The following is a 19,192-nucleotide window of genomic DNA, read 5'->3' on the forward strand; positions in this document are numbered from 1 at the left end:
GCGCCGCGTCATGGACGGCCCTGCGGGCAGGATGTGACACAGGCTATAATGTTCCACTTCACATATGACGGGAGCATGCCTCCATGCGCATCTGCTGGTCCCACTGGGCCATGATCGCCCTCGTGGTGGCGCTCGGAAGTGCCTCCCTGCTGGCCAGTTGCGGACAGAAGGGGGATCTCTACCTGCCCGAGGAGCCTGCCGAGGAAACCCGCAACGAAGACGGGCTCCGATAGTCAAAAGAACAGGTTCCGGGTGCGAAGCGAAGGTACGGCGCGTCGGGAGCTCTCCCGGGCGATGCCTTCAATCCGCCATTGCCGCGCCGGGTAGCCCGGCCCCACCGTTCCACTGTCCCGGTTTGAGGCATTGCCATGGATCATTTCAAGTATCGAGACGGTGAGCTGCACGCGGAAGACGTGCCCATGGCGCGCATCGCGGGCGCTCACGGCACACCGTGCTACGTGTACTCCCGCGCCACCCTGGAGCGTCACTGGCGGGCATTCGATGCGGCACTGGGTGACCACCCCCACCTCATCTGCTATGCAGTCAAGGCCAACTCGAGCCTGGCCGTGCTCAACGTGCTCGCCCGGCTCGGTTCCGGTTTCGACATTGTTTCCGCGGGGGAACTGGAGCGCGTGCTGCGTGCCGGGGGCGACCCTGCGCGGGTGGTCTTCTCCGGGGTGGGCAAGCGCGCCGACGAGATGCGCCGGGCGCTGGAAGCGGGCATCCGCTGCTTCAATGTGGAGTCCGAGGCGGAACTGCACCGGCTCAATGACGTGGCGGGCGAGGTGGGCATTCCGGCACCCGTCTCCATGCGCGTGAACCCGGACGTGGACGCAAGGACCCACCCGTACATTTCCACGGGGCTCAAGGAAAACAAGTTCGGTGTGGACATCCGCGAGGCACCGGTTTTGTATCGCAAGGCGGCGGAACTGCCGCACCTGCGGGTGGTGGGCGTGGACTGCCACATCGGCTCCCAGCTCGTCGAACTGAGTCCGTTCATGGATGCGCTCAGTCGTGTGCTTGACCTGGCCCACGGCCTGGAGGCCGAGGGAATCGGCCTTGACCATCTGGACCTGGGCGGCGGCCTCGGTGTGCGCTACCGTGACGAAACACCGCCGCTGCCCGATGCCTATGCCCGGGCCCTTTTCGAGGGCCTGGCCGACACCCGTTACGAGGTGCTCCTGGAGCCGGGCCGTGCCATTGCCGGCAATGCGGGGGTGCTCCTCACCCGGGTGGAATATCTGAAGCACACGGAGCACAAGGACTTCGCCGTGGTGGACGCGGCCATGAACGATCTCGTCCGCCCCGCGCTCTACGGTGCGTGGCAGGAGATCATCCCCGTGTCACCCCGACAGGGCGGTGCGCGCACCTATGACGTGGTGGGCCCGGTCTGCGAGACGGGCGATTTTCTGGGCAAGGACCGGGAACTGGTGCTGGCCGAGGGCGACCTGCTGGCGGTGCGCTCCGCCGGGGCTTACGGCTACACAATGAGCTCCAACTACAACAGCCGCCCGCGCGCCGCCGAGGTGATGGTGGACGGAGCCGACATGCACCTGGTCACCCGCCGCGAGACGATCGACGAACTGATGGCCCGGGAGACGGTCTTGCCCTAGTCAGTTGTCAGTTGTCAGTTGTCAGTTGTCAGTGGTCCGTTGTCAGTTGTAGAAAACCCCTTGACACCCCCCGGGGCGGGGTCACGCTTCTGACCACTGACCACTGACCACTGACCACTGACCACTGACCACTGACCACTGACCACTGACCACTGACCACTGACCACTGACCACTGACCACTGACCACTGACCACTGACCACTGACCACTGACAATGGACCGCGTTCCCGAACCCGAACTGATGCTCGACCCGGAACAGGCCCGGGCATATGCCGAAGCCGACTTCGAGGCGCCCCACGGGCGGTTCATCGAACTGCTCCGGGAAACCTTTCCCGACCTGGAGGTGAGCGGCCCGGTGCTGGATCTGGGCTGCGGGCCCGGCGACATCGCCATGCGTTTTGCCCGCGCCTATCCCGGGGCCCGGGTGGACGGCGTCGACGGCGCACCGGCCATGCTCGCCGAAGGTGCGCGCCTGTTGGCCGGCAGCGGCCTTGAATCCCGGGTACGCCTGGTGCAGGCCAGCCTGCCCGACGACCCCCCGCCCCGGGATCGCTACCGCGGCGTGATCTCCAACAGCCTGCTGCACCATCTGCACGACCCCGCCGTGCTCTGGGATGCGGTGCGCCGCTACACCGGACCCGGCGGTTTCGTGTTCGTGATGGACCTGATGCGGCCGGACAGCCGCGAGGTCGCCGAGGCCCTCGTGGCGACGTATGCCGCCGATGAGCCCGCTTTGCTGCAGCGGGATTTCCTCCATTCCCTGCTGGCCGCATTCCGTCCCGATGAGGTTCGGGATCAACTGGCCCACGCGGGGCTGGCCGGTCTCGGCGTGCGTCCGGTGAGCGACCGCCACCTGATCATCAGCGGCTTCCCGGGTCAGGCCGAGGCCTGACACGCCACCGGGAGGCCGTACCCGGTGCCGGCGGGCGATGAGCGTCACGGGGCTCCACGCGCAAGGATCGATGTTTCAGTGGAGACGCGGGGTCGCAATGATGCCATCCTTGCAAAGTGGGCGCGCAAGGATGCGGGCGCCTAAGCCCATCAAACCGTCCAGCCACTGAAGGCCGACCTCGCCCATGAATGCCCCTGCCACCTGCATCGCAAGGACTCCGACCGGGCAAGGCCTCGACGGCATCGGACTGCTGGCGCGGCTGAGACAGGCGACACGGCCGGTGCACCATGAACTGGAACGGCATCCGCTCCTGCGCCCGCTCCTGAGCGCGGACCTGTCCCGCCGCAACTATGTTAGGGTACTCGGCGCGTTTGCGGCCTTTTACCGGGACATGGAGCCCGGTCTCACGGCGGCGCTCGACGCGCTGATCATCCAGGGGGACACCTCTGCGCGCTACCGCTATCGCCCGCGTCTGGTCATGCTGCAGCAGGATCTCGATGACCTGGGCGCGCAACAGGCGGGTGTCGGCGCGCCACTGCCCCGTCTGCCGGCACTGGAGACACCCGAAGCGCTGCTCGGCGTGCTTTACGTGCTGGAAGGCGCAACCCAGGGCGGGCGCGTGATCGCTCCGCGCCTCGCGCAGGCGCTGAACCTTGGCCCGGCGTTTGGTGCTCGATATTTCCACCTCCACGAAGTGGGCCAGTGGCCGCACCTCAAGAGGGTACTGATGACGTCGAGTGGTGACGGCGCGGTCGCCGCCGAGGCCGCCTTATGCACGTTCTCGGCCCTGCGTGACAGTCTGAACCGCAACCAGCACCTTCCAGACCGGAGTTGATTCCTGGCCGCACCGAGTGACAACGAGATCCAGGTTGCATTGGCAAACTGTGCCCGTGAACCGGTGCACACGCCCGGCGCAATCCAGCCGGCAGGTTGCCTGATCTGCCTCGATGACGCATATACCCGGGTGACACGCGTCAGCGCGAACATCGGTACCTTCCTGGGTGTCGACACCGCGCAGGCCCTGAGCCGGACGCCGCGAGAACTGCTGGGTGCCCGCCTCATGGGCCGGGTTCGCCGGGACCTGACGGACAGTGAGCGCATGCCTTCGCCACTGGGTACCACCCGGGCGATCGACGGCCATACCAGGCGCTACCGCGTGTTCGCTTACCGCAGCGGGACGCAGGTGGTGGTGGAGTTCGAGCGGCAGAGCCACGGCCACCATGACCGCCTGTTCTCGCTGGTCAATGACTGGCTGTCGCGTTTTGCCCGTGCACATTCCGTGGACGCCCTGCTCGACATGTTGGTGGAAGGGGTGCGCTGCATGACGGGCTACGACCGTGTCATGGTCTACCGTTTCGACCCGGACTGGCACGGCGCGGTGGTCGCCGAGAGCCGCACCGCCGAGGCCGGGAGCTTTCTCGGACACCACTTTCCCGCCAGTGACATCCCGCCCCAGGTGCGCCGGCTCTACGACATCAATCCGGTGCGGATGATCGCGGATGCAACGGCTTCGGCGGTGCCGCTGGTTCCGGCGGACAGTGACGGCCACGGCGAGCCGGATCTGTCACCCGGTCTGCTGCGCGCGGTGTCCCCCATTCACCTCGCCTACCTGCACAACATGGGCGTGCAGGCGGCATTCTCCATTGCGATGCACGGCAGTCATGATCTGTTGGGCCTGGTGGCCGCCCATGGCCTGCGTCCCCGGCCGCTGCCGCCCGCCGTGCGCGATGCGGCACGTACCCTGGTGCAGATGGCGACACAGCGGCTGTCGCTGCTCCAGGCGCTCGATCGGGCGGATTTCCTGGAAAGGGTGCGGGTCAGCCGCGGTCTGCTCTCGGACATGCGCGGCCGATTGCGCAGGCCCGGGGAGATCATCCGGGAACACGGCGGGGACTGGCTTTCCCTGTTCGGTGCCAGCGGGTGCGCACTGGTTCACCGGGACAACACCATCGGTATCGGACGGGTGCCCGAAGAGGCGCGCCTGGAAGGGATCGTGGGCTGGCTCAACGCCGAGCATCAGGGCAGCGGGGTGTGGCAGCATCGCCGGCTGGGCCACACCGGGCTCGCCGCCCTGATCCCCCGGGAGGAGGCCTGCGGGTTGCTGGCGGTACCCCTGCCACTGGGCGAGATCGCGGCCGGCTGGCTGCTGCTGTTTCGTCCGGAGATTGTCGAGTCCGTTCGATGGGCGGGCAATCCCGCCAAGGCGGTCGTGGACGACACCGGCGGGGCCGGGCTTTCGCCGCGTCAATCCTTCGAGACCTGGCTGCAGGAGGTGGCCGGCCGGAGCGCGCCGTGGACGGAGTTGGAGCGGCATGCCGCCACCGACCTGGCCGAGGACCTGGCGGTTGCCGTGTCGGGACGCGAGATCTCCATCATCAATGACCGGCTCCGACGCGAACACGAGGCGCTGGCGGAGGCGAACGCACGCCTCAGGGATCTCGCGCACACGGACTCCCTGACCCGGGTCTGGAACCGCTACCGCATTGAGGCCGCCATCGACGCGGAACTCAACGCGGCAGACCGATACAGACGTCCCTGCGCGCTTGTGCTCTTTGACGTGGACCATTTCAAGCAGGTGAATGACACCCACGGGCATGAGGCCGGCGACCGGGTGCTGGTCGGGATCGCCGGGCTGGTCGGCCGTATTCTCCGCAGCACCGACCACCTCGGCCGGTGGGGCGGCGAGGAGTTCGTCGTGCTGGCCACCAACAGCCGCCTCGAGGACGCAGTGTGCCTGGCGGAACGCCTTCGCAGCGGCATAGAGGCCATCGACTTCGGTGAGGCCGGCAAGGTCACGGCCAGTTTCGGCGTGGCCGCCTGCGTGCCCGATGACACGCGCCGTGCACTCGTGGACCGGGCGGATCGCGCGATGTATCGTGCCAAGGAAGGGGGACGCAACCGGGTGGTTTCGGAAGGGTCCCCCGAACCGGACGCCTGAGCGGCCCGCGTCCCGGCATCCCGGGTGCCATGGGAATACAGGCAGATCCGCTGGAGCATGGGGCCCCGGGTTCCCCGCTGCCCTGTCCGCGTCGCGAATCTCATGTAGATCCTGCCAATCCGGCCCAGCCCCTTCATTCAAAAAGCTTTCATTCCCCTCTCCCCGGGGCTACGCTACTGAAATGCGCCTGCAATTCAGCAAGATGCATGGCCTGGGCAATGATTTCGTGGTCATTGACGCCATCAGTCAGCCAGTGGAGCTGACCCCCGACCAGGTGCGCCTGCTGGCGCACCGGCGCTTCGGTGTGGGCTGCGACCAGGTGCTGCTGGTGGAAAAACCCACGGATCCGGCTCTGGCGGACTTCCGCTACCGTGTCTTCAACGCCGACGGCAACGAGGTGGAGCAGTGTGGCAACGGGGCCCGGTGCTTCGCGGTGTTCGTGCGCGAACGCGGACTGACGCACAAGGACCGCATTCCGGTGGAGACGGCCGCCGGCCTTATCCAGCTGGAGATCCAGCAGGACGGCCAGGTGACGGTGGACATGGGTCCGCCGAAGCTCGCGCCCTGGCAGATCCCCTTCGAGGCCGAGGCGGCGATGCCCGCCTATCCCCTGGAGGTGGATGGCGAGACCTGGGAGATAGGTGCCGTGTCCATGGGCAACCCCCACGCCGTGCTGCGGGTGGACAACGTGCAGACGGCGCCCGTGGCCCGCCTGGGTCCGGCCATCGAGTCTCACGAGCGTTTTCCGCGTCACGTCAACGTGGGCTTCATGGAAGTGGTGTCGTCCGGCGAGATCCGGCTGCGCGTCTACGAGCGGGGTGTCGGCGAGACGCTGGCCTGCGGCACCGGGGCCTGTGCGGCCGTGGTGGTCGGGCGCATCCAGGGGCTTCTGGACGACACCGTGGCCGTGGACCTGCCCGGCGGGCGGCTTGTGATAAACTGGCCCGGCACCGACCAGGTGCCCGTCATGATGACGGGCCCTGCCACCCAGGTCTTCACAGGCAGCATGGATCTATGAGCACCCATACGAACCTGGCCGAGGACGCGCTGAGCGAGGAGACCGTGGAGGCGTGGCTGCGCGCCCATCCCGATTTCTTCGAACGCCACGTGGCGCTGCTGGACGTGTTGCGGCTTCCCCATCCGTCCGGCGGTGCGGTCTCTCTGATCGAGCGGCAGATCGGCTGGTTGCGGGACAAGAACCGCCAGCTGGAGCGCAAGCTCATGGATCTGGTGCAGGTGGCGCGCGAGAACGAACGCCTGAGCCAGCGCATGCACCAGCTCGCCCTGGGCCTGATGGACGCCGACAGCCTCGATGCCGTGCTGGCCACCACCCAGGAACAACTGCGCACCGAGTTCCGTGCCGACCACGTGGTGGTGCGGCTGCTGGGCGATCCCGCCGAGGGTCTGCACTTCGTCAGCGAAAGCGATGCGTGCCTGCAGCGGTTCGAGCCGCTGTTCGAGAACCGCCGCCCCCTGTGCGGGCGGCTCTCGGACGAACAGCTCACCGCCCTGTTCCCCGATGCGCAGGACCCGATCCAGTCCGCCGTGGCCGTGCCGCTCATGGAGGGCAGCCGCCGGATGGGCATCCTGGCACTGGGCAGCCGCGAGGACACCCGCTTTCACCCCGGCATGGGCACGCTGTTCCTGGGTTACCTGGGCGAGATCATCTCCCATGCGGTGGCGACGCGGCTGAAGGCCTGATTCAAGATTCAAAGTTCAAGATTCAAAGGACAGCGTTTCGAGGATGATGCAGTGAATGTGCCCCCTTTGAATTTTGAATCTTGAATATTGAATCCTCCTCCTCCTGGCTTTCCCGCTATCTTCGCCACCTGAGCGAGGAGCGCCGCTGCTCCCCCCACACCGTCGACAACTACGCCCGCGATCTGCAGCGGCTGCGGGAAGCGGTGGGTGACGACTGGGGGCAGGTTCGGGTGCATCACGTCCGCGCCCTGGTGGCAAAGCGCCACCGCCAGGGGGCCGAAGGCCGCACCCTGCAGCGTCTGCTCTCCGCGATCCGCGGTTTCTTCAACTTTCTCGTGCGCGAGGGAGTGGTGGATGCCAATCCTGCGCAGGACGTGCGTGCGCCGAAGGCCGGGCGCAAGCTGCCCGGTGTCCTGGACGTGGACCAGGTGTCGCGCCTGGTGACCGTGCCCGGTGATGACGCGCTCGCCGTGCGCGACCGGGCGATCCTCGAGCTGTTCTACTCGTCCGGCCTGCGCCTGGCGGAACTCGTCGGACTCGACGTCACCGATGTCGATCTGGCGGACCGGCAACTGCGTGTCACCGGCAAGGGGCGCAAGAGCCGCGACCTGCCGGTGGGCCGCCACGCGGTGGCGGCGCTCAACGGCTGGCTCGCCCTGCGCGCGGACCTGGCGAAGCCCGACGAGCCGGCCCTGTTCGTGGGCCACCGCGGTGAACGCCTGGGGGCCCGTGCGGTCCAGGCGCGCCTCTCGCGCCACGCGGTGGTCCAGGGACTGGACCGGCGCGTGCACCCGCATCTGCTGCGCCACTCGTTCGCCAGCCACCTGCTGGAATCCTCCGGTGATCTGCGCGCGGTGCAGGAACTGCTGGGGCACGCGGACATCAGCACCACGCAGGTCTACACGCACCTGGATTACCAGCATCTGGCGCGGGTCTACGACGCGGCCCATCCCCGGGCCCGTCGCAAGCCGCGCTCCTGAGGGTCCACTCATGGATGGTGGAAAGGGCTCAGGTGACGCCCTTGTCCTTGAGGAACGGCACGTAGGCCATGTCCACCTTCATGATGTGGTGGGTCAACCAGTCCTTCAGGAACGCCATGGCCTCGTCCGCAGGCGGTTCACCCCGGTCATGGGCTTCGAGCAGCGCTGCCGCCTTCGCGGTGAAGCGGTTGTGTTCGGCCCGGTGTGCGGTCTCATCCGCGTAACCGTGCTGCTGGAACAGCGATTCCTCCATGATGAAGTGGTTGTAGGTGTAGTCCACGAGACCGAGCAGTACCTGCTCGACGACCTCCGTGTCCGGCGTGGGTTTGGTGACTTCATCGTGAAGGGCGTTGATCGCGTCCACCAGCCACCGATGTTGTGTGTCGATGGTTTCGATGCCTGTCTCCAGTGACTCACTCCATTCCATCAGCATCATGACCCCCCTTGCCATTCATGCGGCATCCAAAAAACCATAATATATGTAATGGAAATTTGCGTCCGGTTTCCTTGTCTTCCGCGTCGGATGGTGTGAGATGTGCGCCTTTTCGGATCAGCGGTTGATTCGGGCCATGGATTCGATGCCGCCCGGGCCGGCTCACGTTGACTCCGGCTGATAGGGGGTGGCACTGTTGGCCCGGTATCCAAATCCTGTCGCCTTTCCTGGGGAGCCCCGTTAATGTCTATCCGCCTGATCCTTGCAGCCCTCGCGTTGTCCCTGACCCTGCCCGCCCTGGCCACCCAGCCCAACATCGAGCCGGGCCAGTGGGAGTACACCAATGTCACGCGTTACGAGGGCGTACCCATGCCGGAGCGGACCGACACCAACCGGGAGTGCGTCACCGCTGAGGACATCCAGCAGGGCGATGCCTTTGTGGAGGAAAGCGACGAGTGTGAGGTGTCCAACATGGAAATGGGCAGCAGCGAGGCGAGCTATTCCATGGTTTGCGTTCAGGAAGGCGTGGAGATGAACATGGATGCCCACATGCGCTTTATGGGGGAGCGGATGGAGGGCACCATCCGCGCGAGCCTGGAGACTCCCATGGGTCCCATGGAGATGCACATGGACGTGACGGGCCGGCGTATCGGCGATTGCTGATTGCCGATTGCCTCCCGGCCGGCGGCGGGGCCCTCAGTCGCCGGTGCGGTGCAGCACGAAGGCCTGCTCCACGGTGAAGTTGCCCACGCCCTTGTAGCTGGTCATGACACCGCCGACGGATTCCAGGTATGCCTTCATCTCCCGGTTCATGTTGGGGTTGCCGCACAGCATGACCCGGTCCACTTCCAGGTCCACCGGCGGCAGGCCCAGGCGCCGGGCCAGTTCCCCGGATCGAAACAGGTCGGCGCCGCGCTCGGGCGTCTCGAAGGGCTCACGGGTCACCGTGGGCACGTAGAGGAGCCGATCACCGGAGCGGGCCTCCAGTTCCTCCCTGTAGGCCAGCTCCTGCACCGTACGCACGCTGTGCACCAGGATCACCCGTTCGAAGGCCTCGTAGACATCGCGTCCGCGCACCAGTGACACGAACGGCGCAAGCCCCGTGCCCGTGGCGATCATGTAGAGATTGCGCCCGGGTTGCACGTGGCCCACCGTCAGCGAGCCCGTACACTTGGTGTTCACCCATACGCTCTCCCCTTCGCGGACCCGGGCCAACCGGCTGGTGAGCGGGCCGTCCGGTACATGGATGCTCAGGAACTCCAGGTGATCGTCCTCGGACGTGGAGACGATGGAGTAGGCGCGCGCGATCAGCTTCTGACCCTCGGGCCGCAACCCGATGGTTACGAACTGTCCGTTCTCGAAATCGAAACCCTCGGGCCGGGTGGTGGTGAAGGTGAAGGTCTTGTCCGACCAGCGGCGCACCGAGGTCACGTGTTCTTCCTGGTAGGGCATGTATTTGAACCTATGGGCCTGTTTCCCGATCTCAAGGGACGTTAGCAAAGTCCGGTGAAGGATAACAGAGCGCCAAAGTGTGGAATTTCGGCCCGGCCGGTCGTGTGCCAATGAGACTTGCCGCCGGTCAGCCGTTACAATGGCGTCCTTTCGCCCCGTTCGTCCGGAGTCGTATCTTGGAACAGTTCCGTGGAACCACCATCGTCAGTGTTCGCCGCAACGGTCGGGTCGCCCTGGGCGGCGACGGCCAGGTGACCCTGGGCAACACGGTCATGAAGGGCAATGCGCGCAAGGTGCGCCGCCTCCACGGGGACAGGGTGCTGGCGGGTTTCGCCGGCGGCACCGCCGACGCCTTCACCCTGTTCGAGCGCTTCGAGGGCAAGCTGGACAAGTACACCGGCAACCTCACCAGGGCAGCGGTGGAACTGGCCAAGGACTGGCGCACCGACCGCATGCTGCGCCGTCTGGAGGCGCTGCTGGCGGTGGCGGACAAGGACACCTCGCTGATCATCTCCGGCAACGGGGATGTGATCGAACCCGAGGACAGTCTCATTGCCATGGGTTCCGGAGGCCCCTTTGCCCAGGCCGCCGCGCGGGCGCTCCTGGAGAACACCGAGCTCTCTGCAAGGGAGATCACGGAAAAGGCCCTGAACATTGCCGCCGAGATCTGTATCTACACGAACCGGCAACTCACCATAGAGGAACTCTAGCCCTTGCCACCAGAGACTTGCCACTTGAGACTGTCGTAAATGTCCGAAATGACCCCACGAGAGATCGTCCAGGAACTGGACAAGCACATCGTCGGCCAGAAGGATGCCAAGCGCGCCGTGGCCATCGCGCTGCGCAACCGCTGGCGCCGCCAGCAGTTGCCGGAGGACCTGCGCCAGGAGGTTACGCCCAAGAACATCCTCATGATCGGCCCGACCGGCGTCGGCAAGACCGAGATTGCCCGGCGCCTGGCGCGGTTGGCCAGCGCGCCCTTCATCAAGGTGGAGGCCACCAAGTTTACCGAGGTGGGCTATGTGGGCCGGGACGTGGAGTCGATCATCCGCGACCTGGTGGACGCCTCCATGAAGCTGCTGCGTGAGCAGGAGATGGAGAAGGTGCGCTTCCGGGCCGAGGAGGCCGCCGAGGAGCGCATCCTGGATGCGTTGCTCCCGGCACCGCGGCAGACGGGGTTCACCGCCGCGCCGGCGCCCACCGCGGAGCAGAGCGACACGCGCCAGAAGTTCCGCAAGCGCCTGCGCGAGGGACAGCTGGATGACAAGGAGATCGAGATCCAGGTCAGCGCCAACCCCGTGGGTGTGGAGATCATGACACCGCCCGGCATGGAGGAGATGGCCAGCCAGCTCCAGGGCCTTTTCCAGAACCTCGGCGGCGGGCGCACCCAGACCCGCACGCTCAAGATCCGGGACGCGATGAAGCTGCTCACGGACGAGGAGGCCGCACGCATGGTCAACCAGGATGAGCTCAAGCTGCGCGCCGTGGCCAATGTGGAACAAAACGGCATCGTGTTTCTGGACGAGATCGACAAGGTGGTCAGGCGCGGCGAGTACGGTGGCGCCGACGTGTCCCGTGAAGGCGTACAGCGGGACCTGCTTCCGCTGGTGGAAGGCTGCACCGTCAACACCAAGTTCGGCATGGTGCGCACCGATCATATCCTCTTCATCGCCTCCGGCGCCTTTCACCTGTCAAAACCCTCGGATCTGATCCCGGAACTGCAGGGCCGCCTGCCCATCCGCGTGGAACTGACGGCGCTCAACGCCGGGGACTTCGTGCGCATCCTCACGGAGCCGGACGCCTCCCTGACCGAACAGTACGCGGCACTGCTCGGTACGGAAGGGGTGGCCGTGACGTTCACCGATGACGGCGTGCAGCGCATCGCCGAGATCGCCACCCAGGTGAACGAACGCACCGAGAACATCGGCGCACGGCGTCTGCACACGGTCATGGAACGTCTGCTGGAGCAGGTATCCTTCGATGCCCCGGATCACACCGGCGCGGTCACCATCGACGCGGGCTACGTCTCGGAGCGCCTGACGGAACTGGTGGAAGACGAGGATCTGAGCCGGTATATCCTTTAGGGCAGTGGCAAGTCTCAAGTGGCAAGTGGCAAGGAAAACCGTGGCCAACACTTGATCAACTGACAACTGACAACTGACAACTGACAACTGACAACGGACCACTGACAAATGACAGCCCAACACCGACCCACCGAGATTCATCTGCACCAGAAGACCCGGGTGCTGGAACTGGTCTACGAGGATGGCACACGCCACCGGCTGCCGTGCGAGTTCCTGCGGGTGTACTCGCCGTCCGCTGAGGTCACCGGACACGGCCCGGGTCAGGAAGTGCTTCAGCTGGGCAAGGAGGACGTCACCATCGACGAGATCGAGCCCGTGGGTAACTACGCGGTCAAGCTGGTGTTCTCCGATGGCCACGACACCGGCATCTACGACTGGGACTACCTCTACCGTATGGGCAACGACTACGATGCCCTGTGGCAGCGTTACCTGGACCGCCTGGCCGAGGCCGGCCACCAGCGCAAGGCGTAGCCTGAGAGAGGCAGAGGCGCAAGGGCATTAATGGACAGGATGAACAGGATTATCAAGGATTAACAGGATTGAATGAAACGGGAGAGTTTTCAGTCCCGGTTCGGACATTCTGTTCATCCTGTCGTTCTTTTGATCCTTTTTCCGCGTCTCTGCGGCAGATATAGACTCAACAGGGCTTGACGCGATGACCGACGAAAACACCACCCATTTCGGTTTCAAGCAGGTGCCGAAGGACGAGAAGGCGCGCCGCGTGGGCGAGGTGTTTCACTCCGTGGCGGGCAAGTACGATCTGATGAACGATCTCATGTCCATGGGGATTCACAGGTTGTGGAAGCGCTACACCATCGAGATGGCCGCCGTGCGTCCGGGCCATAGGGTGCTGGATCTGGCCGGAGGGACCGGCGACCTGGCCTCGCGTTTCGCCCGGCTCACGGGCCCGAAGGGCGAGGTCGTGCTGTGCGACATCAATGCCTCCATGCTGGAGGCGGGACGCGACCGCCTGACCGACGAGGGCCTCGTGGACAACCTGCGCTACGTGCAGGGCGACGCCGAGAATCTGCCGTTTCCCGACGAACACTTCGATCTGGTCACCATCGCCTTCGGGTTGCGCAACGTCACTGACAAGGACAAGGCGCTGGCCTCCATGCGCCGGGTGCTGCGCCCCGGCGGCAAGCTGCTGGTGCTGGAGTTTTCACATCCGGTGGCGCCGGGCCTGAAGCCCGTCTATGACGTGTACTCCTTCAGGGCCCTGCCCTTCATGGGCCGGCTGGTGACGGGTGATGCCGACAGTTACCGCTATCTGGCGGAGAGCATTCGCATGCATCCGGACCAGGAGACCCTCAAGGCCATGATGGAGGCCGCCGGTCTCGAGGACTGTGACTACTTCAATCTCACCGGCGGCATCGTCGCCCTGCATCGGGGTTACCGGTTCTGAACCGTCTGCCGCTCCCATGGACATGAGCGCACTCGCCGGTTTCACCGCCGCCCTGGAACGGGCCTTCAACGGCTACCTCGCCCTGGATCCGGACAGCCGCACACGCCTGGCCGCACTGGACGGTGGCGTGGTGGCCCTGCGGTTCACCGGGATGGAGATCACGCTCTTCTTCGTGCCCGGTGACGACCGCATGCAGGTGACTACACACTTCGACGCCGAGCCGGACACGCTCATCCGCGGTTCGCCCCTGGCCCTGGCGCGGCTCGGGCTCGCGGGCGAGACCACGCGTCTGCCCGAGGGCGTTGAGCTGGAGGGCGATGCCCGGCTGGGTCAGCAGTTCCGCGACATGCTGCGGGGCGTGGAACTGGACTGGGAGGAATGGCTCGCGCGCCTGACCGGCGACCTGCTGGCCCGCCAGGCGGGTGAAGCGGTACGCGCGTTTACCGGCTGGGCCCGGCACGCCGGCGAAAGCATGCGCATGGACATGGGCGAATACCTGCGCGAGGAGTCGGGAGCGCTGCCGGCTCGGGAGGAGGTGGAGGCATTCATGAATGAGGTGGATCGCCTGCGCGAGGACCTGGACCGCCTGGAGGCACGCATCAGCAGACTCGAACACGGCCCGGAGGGTGCGCGTCCGTGAGCCGCGCCATTCCGCTGCTTACGCCGGCGCAGGTCTGGCGGCTGGTCACCATCAACCTGGTGCTGATCCGCCACGGCCTCGACGAGGTGGTGTTCGCCATCCACCTGTTTCGCCCCCTGCGGTTCACCCTCTACCTGCTGCCCTGGAACTGGTTCCGGGGCCGCCGCGCCGCCCGCGGCGAGCGTATCCGCAGGGCGCTGGAGGATCTCGGTCCCATCTTCATCAAGTTCGGGCAGATGCTCTCCACCCGCCGCGACCTGCTGCCGGACGACATCGCCGCGGAGCTGTCCCGCCTGCAGGACCGCGTGCCGCCGTTCCCGAGCGACGAGGCCCGGGTCATCATCGAGCGTTCCCTGGAACAACCCATCGAGGCGGTGTTCAGCCGCTTTGACGACCGACCGCTCGCGTCCGCTTCCATCGCCCAGGTGCACAGCGCGCGTCTGCATGACGGGCGCGAGGTGGTGGTCAAGGTGGTGCGTCCCCAGATCCGGCGGGTCATCCGCCGGGATCTGGAACTGATGTACATCCTCGCCGGCCTGGCGGAGCGCTACTGGTCCGAGGGCGCCCGCCTGCGCCCGGTGGAGGTGGTCCAGGAGTATGAAAAGACCATCATGGACGAACTGGATCTGGTGCGCGAGGCCGCCAACGCGGCGCAACTGCGGCGTAACTTCGCGGACTCGCGCCTGCTCTACATTCCCGAGGTGGACTGGGACCACACCCGCCAGGAGGTGATGGTCATGGAGCGCATCGACGGCATCCCCGTGTCTGACATGGCGATGCTGCGATCCCATGGCGTGGACCTCAAGCTGCTGGCCGAGCGGGGAGTGGAGATCTTCTTCACCCAGGTGTTCCGCCACAATTTCTTCCACGCGGACATGCATCCCGGCAACATCTTCGTCAGCCGCGTGAATCCGGAGGACCCCAGCTATCTCGCCGTTGATTTCGGCATCGTCGGCACGCTGCTGCCTTCGGACCAGCGTTACCTGGCGGAGAATTTCTACGCGTTCTTCAATCGGGACTATCGGCGCGTGGCGGAACTGCACGTGCAATCCGGCTGGGTGCCGGCCGATACCCGCGTGGACGAGTTCGAGTCCGCCATTCGCAGTGTCTGCGAACCCATCTTTCAGCGGCCGCTGAAGGATATCTCCTTCGGCCACCTGCTGCTGCGCCTGTTCCAGACCGCGCGCCGCTTCAATATGCAGGTCCAGCCCCAGCTCGTGCTGCTGCAGAAGACCCTGCTCAATATCGAGGGGCTGGGGCGCGACCTCTACCCGGACCTGGATCTGTGGACCACCGCAAAGCCGTTCATCGAGCGGTGGATGGACGAACAGGTGGGCGTGCGCGCCATGATCCGCGGCATGCGCCGCCACCTGCCGGTCATTCTGGAAAAGCTGCCCGAGATGCCCGGGTTGCTGCACGATGCACTCACCGCCAGAAGCCGCATGGAGGTTTACCAGGCATCCCGGAGCGACCGGATCGACGCCCTGCGCCGGGAGGTTCGGGCGGCCAACCGGCGCACGGTCCTGGCTCTGATGGGGGGTGCGCTGCTCCTGTCGGCCGTCCTGCTGGCTACCCTGACGGATCTGCCCGGCGCCCTGGGCCTGCCCTGGGTCGGCTGGGTGCTGGCCGGGGGCGCGGCCCTGTCTCTGGCGGGCAGTCTCGCGCCCCGCTGACGGGGCGCCCGGAGCGTCCCGGGCGCGTGGCGGCTATGCTCTCTGATCGTGCACATTGCAAATCACCCTTCCCGGCGGCGGTGGCCGGGAAGGATTGCATTTTGTGGCGGTCCACCGGAAGGCGGGTTTCCACAAGCGCATGAATAGACACCCATTTATTTGCTGGCATGGAACCTGCTTTGGTTGAGAGCGGAAGCGGAGCGGCCCGGACAGACCTCCGGGCACACGAAAGCCTTCCCTTGACGCTTGCGGGGTAGCCGGCGGGAGACACGCCGATGATTCCCTGGTTTCGCTGGAGACGGCCCAACAAGAACATGCAGGCAGCACACGCCACAACCGGTTCGTCATTTGAAGTGGATGTGCCCGGGGTGGGCCTGCTGGCGGTTGCGCGCAGCGTCAACTGCGTGGGAGACGGCTGCCCCAAACCGCAGCTGCTGACCCTCAAGGCCCTGAACCAGGTGCAGGTGGGGGACGTGGTGGAACTGGTCTCGGACAACCCCACGGCCGTGGAGACCATCCCGGCCATGATGATGGCTGTCTATGGCAGCCACATTGCGACCATCCGCGGCGATGGTTGCTGGAAGGTCTACGTGCGCAAGGGCATCTAGGGCGAAGCGCTCCGCGGGTCGGGCCGGCCGGACTGTACGACAGCGGCGCCCCCGGAAATGACTACAACCGCGTTTCGATCGGGAGAGACAATGAGCAATAACAGAGAAGCAGTCGGCGCTGGGCTTGCGTCTGCAAACGGGGTCTCCGTCAAGCACAAGGGCGGCGTCTATGCCGCGGCGATCCTGGCGCTCGTGGCGCTGGTCTCCCTGGTCTTCGTGTCCATGGACTCGCGCTTTGTCTATCTGCTCGTATACGTGTGGTTCGGCCTGGTCTACGGGCTTCTCCTGCAGTACGGGCGCTTCTGCATGGCATCCGCCGTGCGCGACCTGTTCGCGGTGGGCGTGCCGCGAATGGCCGTGGGCGTGATGATTGCGGTGGCCCTTTATTCCCTTACCGCCGCCGCCGTGACCATGGCCGGGTTCAGCACGTTCTATCCCCATCCCGTCGGCTGGCACATCATCATCGGCGGCGCCATCTTCGGTTTCGGCATCGTCTTCACGGGCGGTTGCGCCTCGTCGTCTCTCTACAAAAGCGGCGAGGGCAACGTGGGCTCCATGCTGGTGCTGGTGAGCATTTCCTTCTCCCAGGCGTGGTTCGTCTCCGCCGACTGGTTCAGCGGTCTCGCCCCGGAGTCCTGGACCCGCTCGGCAGCCGAGAAGGGCATGCCCGAGGAGCTTACCGTCACGTCCACCTGGTTTGACCAGTTCATGGCCGGCTACATCTGGGATCTGCAGGGCGGCACAGTCGCCCAGATGATGGGCATGGAGGGCACCTTCACGGGGATCTTCATCGGCAACGCCTTTCTCGCCGCCATCCTGCCGACCTTCGTGATCCTGGTGCTGCTGTATGCGCTGTCGTTCCGCAAGGGTTACCTGCGCCGCAGCAAGATCGACAACCCCACCTTCGGTGACCACGTGCGCGGCATGAAGGCCATGTTCACCTCGTCGAAGAACACCGCCTATGCCGGCCTCGGCCTGGGCGTCTTCGCCGGTCTGCAGATGTGGACCACGGGGGCGATGCGTGACCACTACCAGATCTTCAACTTCGGCGAGCTCCTCGAGGACATGGGGTATACCGCCCAGGTCTCCATCCAGGGCACCGTCTTCGATCCCGGTTACTGGTACATCACCACCCAGGAGGCCCAGTGGGGCGGCTGGATCCTGGACAAGCTGGGCGCCGACACCACCAGCAATATCTACTTCGGCCTGGAGAACGGCATACCCAATCCGCTGCTCAACGCGCCCGGCCTCATGTCGGTGGGCATCATCCTGGGCGCGGCGATGCTGGCCAACATCAACCGTGAGTTCAAGTGGAAATGGCCCAGCCTGGAGGTCGCGATCTTCGCCCTGGTGGGCGGGGCGCTCATGGGCATCGGCGCGCGTGTCGGCATGGGCTGCAACATCGGCGCCTTCTTCGCCGCCGTCACCAACGGGGACCTGACCGGCTGGATCTTCCTGATCGGCATGGCCCTGGGCGGCTACTTCGGCGTGAAGGCCATTTCCTGGTGGATCAACTGGCAGGCATCACGCAAGGATGACGAGTTCGCCCTGTGACGGGCCGTGCATCCGACCGGGAGCGGCCCGTGTTCTGGTTCTATTGCAAGGAGGAATACTGAATGTCCGTGAAATTCGAGAAATCCGGTGAAGGCGAGTACATGCTGGACGTGACCGGTTACACCTGCCCGCATCCGCAGATGTATACCAAGAAGGCGCTGCAGAAGATGGAGGCGGGCGCCCTGCTCACCCTGGTGTTCGACAATCCCTCATCCGGCGAGTCCATCATGTCCATGTGCGAGAGTGACGGCAACGAACTGGTGGAGCGCAGCGACCAGGGCGGCACGTACACCTGGAAGATCCGGAAGGTCTGAAGACCATGCGCCTTGGTATCGTGGTCACTGACGACCGTTGTGCGCCCCATGCGGTGGGCCTGCTCAGGGCGGCCGGCGCCCGGGACTGGCCCACCCGCTGCTTCCTGACCGACAGAGGGGTGTTCCTGCTCAAGGACCCCGAGTTCAGGCGGTTGCTTGAGGAGGGCGCGACCCATTTCTCCCTGTGCGAGCTGAGCATCGAGCGATACGGCGGCGACGGCGTATCGGTGGAGGGGCTCGAAGACCGGATCATCGTCGGCGGCCAGTATCAGAACGCGGAGCTTGTGCACAACAGCGACCGGGTGCTGGTGTTATGAGCGCAATCGGGAGGCAACGATGACGGAAGAAGTGAAGCAGATCCTGATGGTGGCCCGGGACGACAAGCTCGAAGCGCTGCGCATGGCCGCGGGGCTTACGCTGCTCGACGACGTCGTGCGGGTGGCGGTGGTCGGGGAACTGGACGAGTCGTCCGAGGATGTCCAGATGCAGCTGGAGGCGCTGGAATTCGCCGACGTCTCGCCGGTGCGGCTGGGAGACGATGATGCCGGGGTCCGCGCCCTGGCCGGGATGATGATCGAATCCGATACGGTGTTCATGATATGAGCGAGAAGGTCTGCAAGGTGCTGTTTCTCACGGTTCCCGATGAAGAAGCGGGTGAGCCCGCGGACGCCCTGGGGCGTCGCGTCGCCGATCACCTGCCGCAGGACGGGGCCGTACACGAATTCATGGAGCTGCGGCCCGGGGAATACGATGCGGTCCTCGACCGCCTCGACGCCGGGGCGCTGCCCGTGGTGCTGAAATCCGCGCGCAGACAGGGAGGTCGGTGATCGTCAGGTCGGGAGAACACGGGGCGGATCGCGCGTTGCCTCGCCCGGAACGTCAAGTCAAACACCAGGTCTGTGGTG

Annotated in this window: 24 protein-coding genes; 21 read left to right on the forward strand and 3 right to left on the reverse strand. The window is 65.6% G+C overall.

Annotated features, from left to right (window positions below; all coding sequences use genetic code 11):
• Positions 1 to 83: 83 nt before the first annotated feature.
• Both lptM and lysA read left to right on the forward strand, forming a co-directional pair.
• Positions 84 to 233 carry an LPS translocon maturation chaperone LptM gene (gene lptM / locus THITHI_RS20225; protein WP_018233189.1) on the forward strand — a complete coding sequence of 50 codons (150 nt, stop codon included), beginning with the start codon at positions 84 to 86 and terminating at the stop codon, positions 231 to 233.
• Between the two features lie 135 nt (positions 234 to 368).
• Positions 369 to 1,613, forward strand: a complete 1,245-nt coding sequence (gene lysA / locus THITHI_RS0111230) for a diaminopimelate decarboxylase (protein ID WP_018233190.1) — start codon at positions 369 to 371, stop codon at positions 1,611 to 1,613.
• Positions 1,614 to 1,627: 14 nt separating this feature from the next.
• Here the strand turns inward: lysA and THITHI_RS21200 are convergent, their stop codons facing one another.
• Positions 1,628 to 1,882, reverse strand: a complete 255-nt coding sequence (locus THITHI_RS21200; protein ID WP_408643220.1) for a hypothetical protein — start codon at positions 1,880 to 1,882, stop codon at positions 1,628 to 1,630.
• Here THITHI_RS21200 and THITHI_RS0111235 point away from each other — a divergent pair.
• From THITHI_RS0111235 to xerC, 6 genes are all read left to right on the forward strand, one after another.
• Positions 1,828 to 2,505: a class I SAM-dependent methyltransferase gene (locus THITHI_RS0111235; RefSeq protein ID WP_018233191.1), complete on the forward strand. Its 678-nt coding sequence runs from the start codon at positions 1,828 to 1,830 to the stop codon at positions 2,503 to 2,505. The two genes, THITHI_RS21200 and THITHI_RS0111235, sit on opposite strands and share 55 nt — an antisense overlap.
• A 184-nt stretch (positions 2,506 to 2,689) precedes the next feature.
• Entirely contained in the window at positions 2,690 to 3,340 is a 651-nt protein-coding gene (locus THITHI_RS19815; protein WP_018233193.1) for a biliverdin-producing heme oxygenase, read from the forward strand.
• A 39-nt stretch (positions 3,341 to 3,379) separates the two neighbouring features.
• On the forward strand, positions 3,380 to 5,443 hold the full coding sequence (locus THITHI_RS0111250; RefSeq protein ID WP_051079936.1) for a sensor domain-containing diguanylate cyclase: 2,064 nt from the start codon (positions 3,380 to 3,382) through the stop codon (positions 5,441 to 5,443).
• 181 nt (positions 5,444 to 5,624) lie between these two features.
• Positions 5,625 to 6,461, forward strand: a complete 837-nt coding sequence (gene dapF / locus THITHI_RS0111255; RefSeq protein WP_018233195.1) for a diaminopimelate epimerase — start codon at positions 5,625 to 5,627, stop codon at positions 6,459 to 6,461.
• Positions 6,458 to 7,144: a DUF484 family protein gene (locus THITHI_RS0111260; RefSeq protein WP_018233196.1), complete on the forward strand. Its 687-nt coding sequence runs from the start codon at positions 6,458 to 6,460 to the stop codon at positions 7,142 to 7,144. Before dapF ends, THITHI_RS0111260 begins: the two co-directional genes overlap by 4 nt.
• Positions 7,145 to 7,224: 80 nt before the next feature.
• Positions 7,225 to 8,124, forward strand: a complete 900-nt coding sequence (gene xerC, locus THITHI_RS0111265) for a tyrosine recombinase XerC (RefSeq protein WP_018233197.1) — start codon at positions 7,225 to 7,227, stop codon at positions 8,122 to 8,124.
• 28 nt (positions 8,125 to 8,152) lie between these two features.
• Here xerC and THITHI_RS0111270 read toward each other — a convergent pair whose 3' ends face one another.
• Positions 8,153 to 8,575, reverse strand: a complete 423-nt coding sequence (locus tag THITHI_RS0111270) for a bacteriohemerythrin (RefSeq protein ID WP_198005604.1) — start codon at positions 8,573 to 8,575, stop codon at positions 8,153 to 8,155.
• A gap of 225 nt (positions 8,576 to 8,800) precedes the next feature.
• Between THITHI_RS0111270 and THITHI_RS0111275 the strand changes: the two genes are divergently transcribed.
• On the forward strand, positions 8,801 to 9,220 hold the full coding sequence (locus tag THITHI_RS0111275; protein WP_018233199.1) for a DUF3617 domain-containing protein: 420 nt from the start codon (positions 8,801 to 8,803) through the stop codon (positions 9,218 to 9,220).
• Positions 9,221 to 9,253: 33 nt separating this feature from the next.
• Here the strand turns inward: THITHI_RS0111275 and THITHI_RS0111280 are convergent, their stop codons facing one another.
• The gene (locus THITHI_RS0111280) at positions 9,254 to 10,009 is read right to left on the reverse strand and encodes a ferredoxin--NADP reductase (protein ID WP_018233200.1); all 756 of its coding nucleotides are present in this window, start codon (positions 10,007 to 10,009) and stop codon (positions 9,254 to 9,256) included.
• Positions 10,010 to 10,185: 176 nt separating this feature from the next.
• Between THITHI_RS0111280 and hslV the strand changes: the two genes are divergently transcribed.
• The 12 genes from hslV to THITHI_RS0111340 all read left to right on the forward strand — a co-directional run bounded on the left by hslV (position 10,186) and on the right by THITHI_RS0111340 (position 19,114).
• Positions 10,186 to 10,719 carry an ATP-dependent protease subunit HslV gene (hslV, locus tag THITHI_RS0111285; protein WP_018233201.1) on the forward strand — a complete coding sequence of 178 codons (534 nt, stop codon included), beginning with the start codon at positions 10,186 to 10,188 and terminating at the stop codon, positions 10,717 to 10,719.
• Positions 10,720 to 10,758: 39 nt separating this feature from the next.
• Positions 10,759 to 12,093, forward strand: coding sequence for an ATP-dependent protease ATPase subunit HslU (hslU, locus tag THITHI_RS0111290; protein WP_018233202.1), 1,335 nt, complete (start codon positions 10,759 to 10,761; stop codon positions 12,091 to 12,093).
• 108 nt (positions 12,094 to 12,201) lie between these two features.
• Positions 12,202 to 12,564, forward strand: coding sequence for a gamma-butyrobetaine hydroxylase-like domain-containing protein (locus THITHI_RS0111295; RefSeq protein WP_018233203.1), 363 nt, complete (start codon positions 12,202 to 12,204; stop codon positions 12,562 to 12,564).
• Positions 12,565 to 12,748: 184 nt separating this feature from the next.
• Positions 12,749 to 13,498, forward strand: a complete 750-nt coding sequence (gene ubiE, locus THITHI_RS0111300) for a bifunctional demethylmenaquinone methyltransferase/2-methoxy-6-polyprenyl-1,4-benzoquinol methylase UbiE (protein WP_018233204.1) — start codon at positions 12,749 to 12,751, stop codon at positions 13,496 to 13,498.
• 22 nt (positions 13,499 to 13,520) lie between these two features.
• The gene (locus THITHI_RS0111305) at positions 13,521 to 14,138 is read left to right on the forward strand and encodes a ubiquinone biosynthesis accessory factor UbiJ (protein ID WP_232199413.1); all 618 of its coding nucleotides are present in this window, start codon (positions 13,521 to 13,523) and stop codon (positions 14,136 to 14,138) included.
• Entirely contained in the window at positions 14,135 to 15,811 is a 1,677-nt protein-coding gene (gene ubiB, locus THITHI_RS0111310) for a ubiquinone biosynthesis regulatory protein kinase UbiB (protein WP_018233206.1), read from the forward strand. Before THITHI_RS0111305 ends, ubiB begins: the two co-directional genes overlap by 4 nt.
• A gap of 275 nt (positions 15,812 to 16,086) precedes the next feature.
• Positions 16,087 to 16,419: a sulfurtransferase TusA family protein gene (locus tag THITHI_RS0111315; protein WP_018233207.1), complete on the forward strand. Its 333-nt coding sequence runs from the start codon at positions 16,087 to 16,089 to the stop codon at positions 16,417 to 16,419.
• 90 nt (positions 16,420 to 16,509) lie between these two features.
• Entirely contained in the window at positions 16,510 to 17,973 is a 1,464-nt protein-coding gene (locus THITHI_RS0111320; protein WP_018233208.1) for a YeeE/YedE family protein, read from the forward strand.
• 62 nt (positions 17,974 to 18,035) lie between these two features.
• Positions 18,036 to 18,287: a sulfurtransferase TusA family protein gene (locus THITHI_RS0111325; RefSeq protein ID WP_018233209.1), complete on the forward strand. Its 252-nt coding sequence runs from the start codon at positions 18,036 to 18,038 to the stop codon at positions 18,285 to 18,287.
• Positions 18,288 to 18,292: 5 nt separating this feature from the next.
• Positions 18,293 to 18,604: a hypothetical protein gene (locus THITHI_RS0111330; RefSeq protein ID WP_018233210.1), complete on the forward strand. Its 312-nt coding sequence runs from the start codon at positions 18,293 to 18,295 to the stop codon at positions 18,602 to 18,604.
• A gap of 19 nt (positions 18,605 to 18,623) precedes the next feature.
• On the forward strand, positions 18,624 to 18,890 hold the full coding sequence (locus THITHI_RS0111335) for a hypothetical protein (RefSeq protein ID WP_018233211.1): 267 nt from the start codon (positions 18,624 to 18,626) through the stop codon (positions 18,888 to 18,890).
• Complete coding sequence (locus THITHI_RS0111340) at positions 18,887 to 19,114, forward strand: hypothetical protein (RefSeq protein ID WP_018233212.1); 228 nt, start codon at positions 18,887 to 18,889, stop codon at positions 19,112 to 19,114. The genes THITHI_RS0111335 and THITHI_RS0111340 overlap by 4 nt, the downstream gene beginning before the upstream one ends.
• Positions 19,115 to 19,192 lie beyond the last annotated feature (78 nt).

This window comes from Thioalkalivibrio thiocyanodenitrificans ARhD 1 (genome assembly GCF_000378965.1).
GTDB classification, from domain to species: domain Bacteria; phylum Pseudomonadota; class Gammaproteobacteria; order Ectothiorhodospirales; family Ectothiorhodospiraceae; genus Thioalkalivibrio_A; species Thioalkalivibrio_A thiocyanodenitrificans.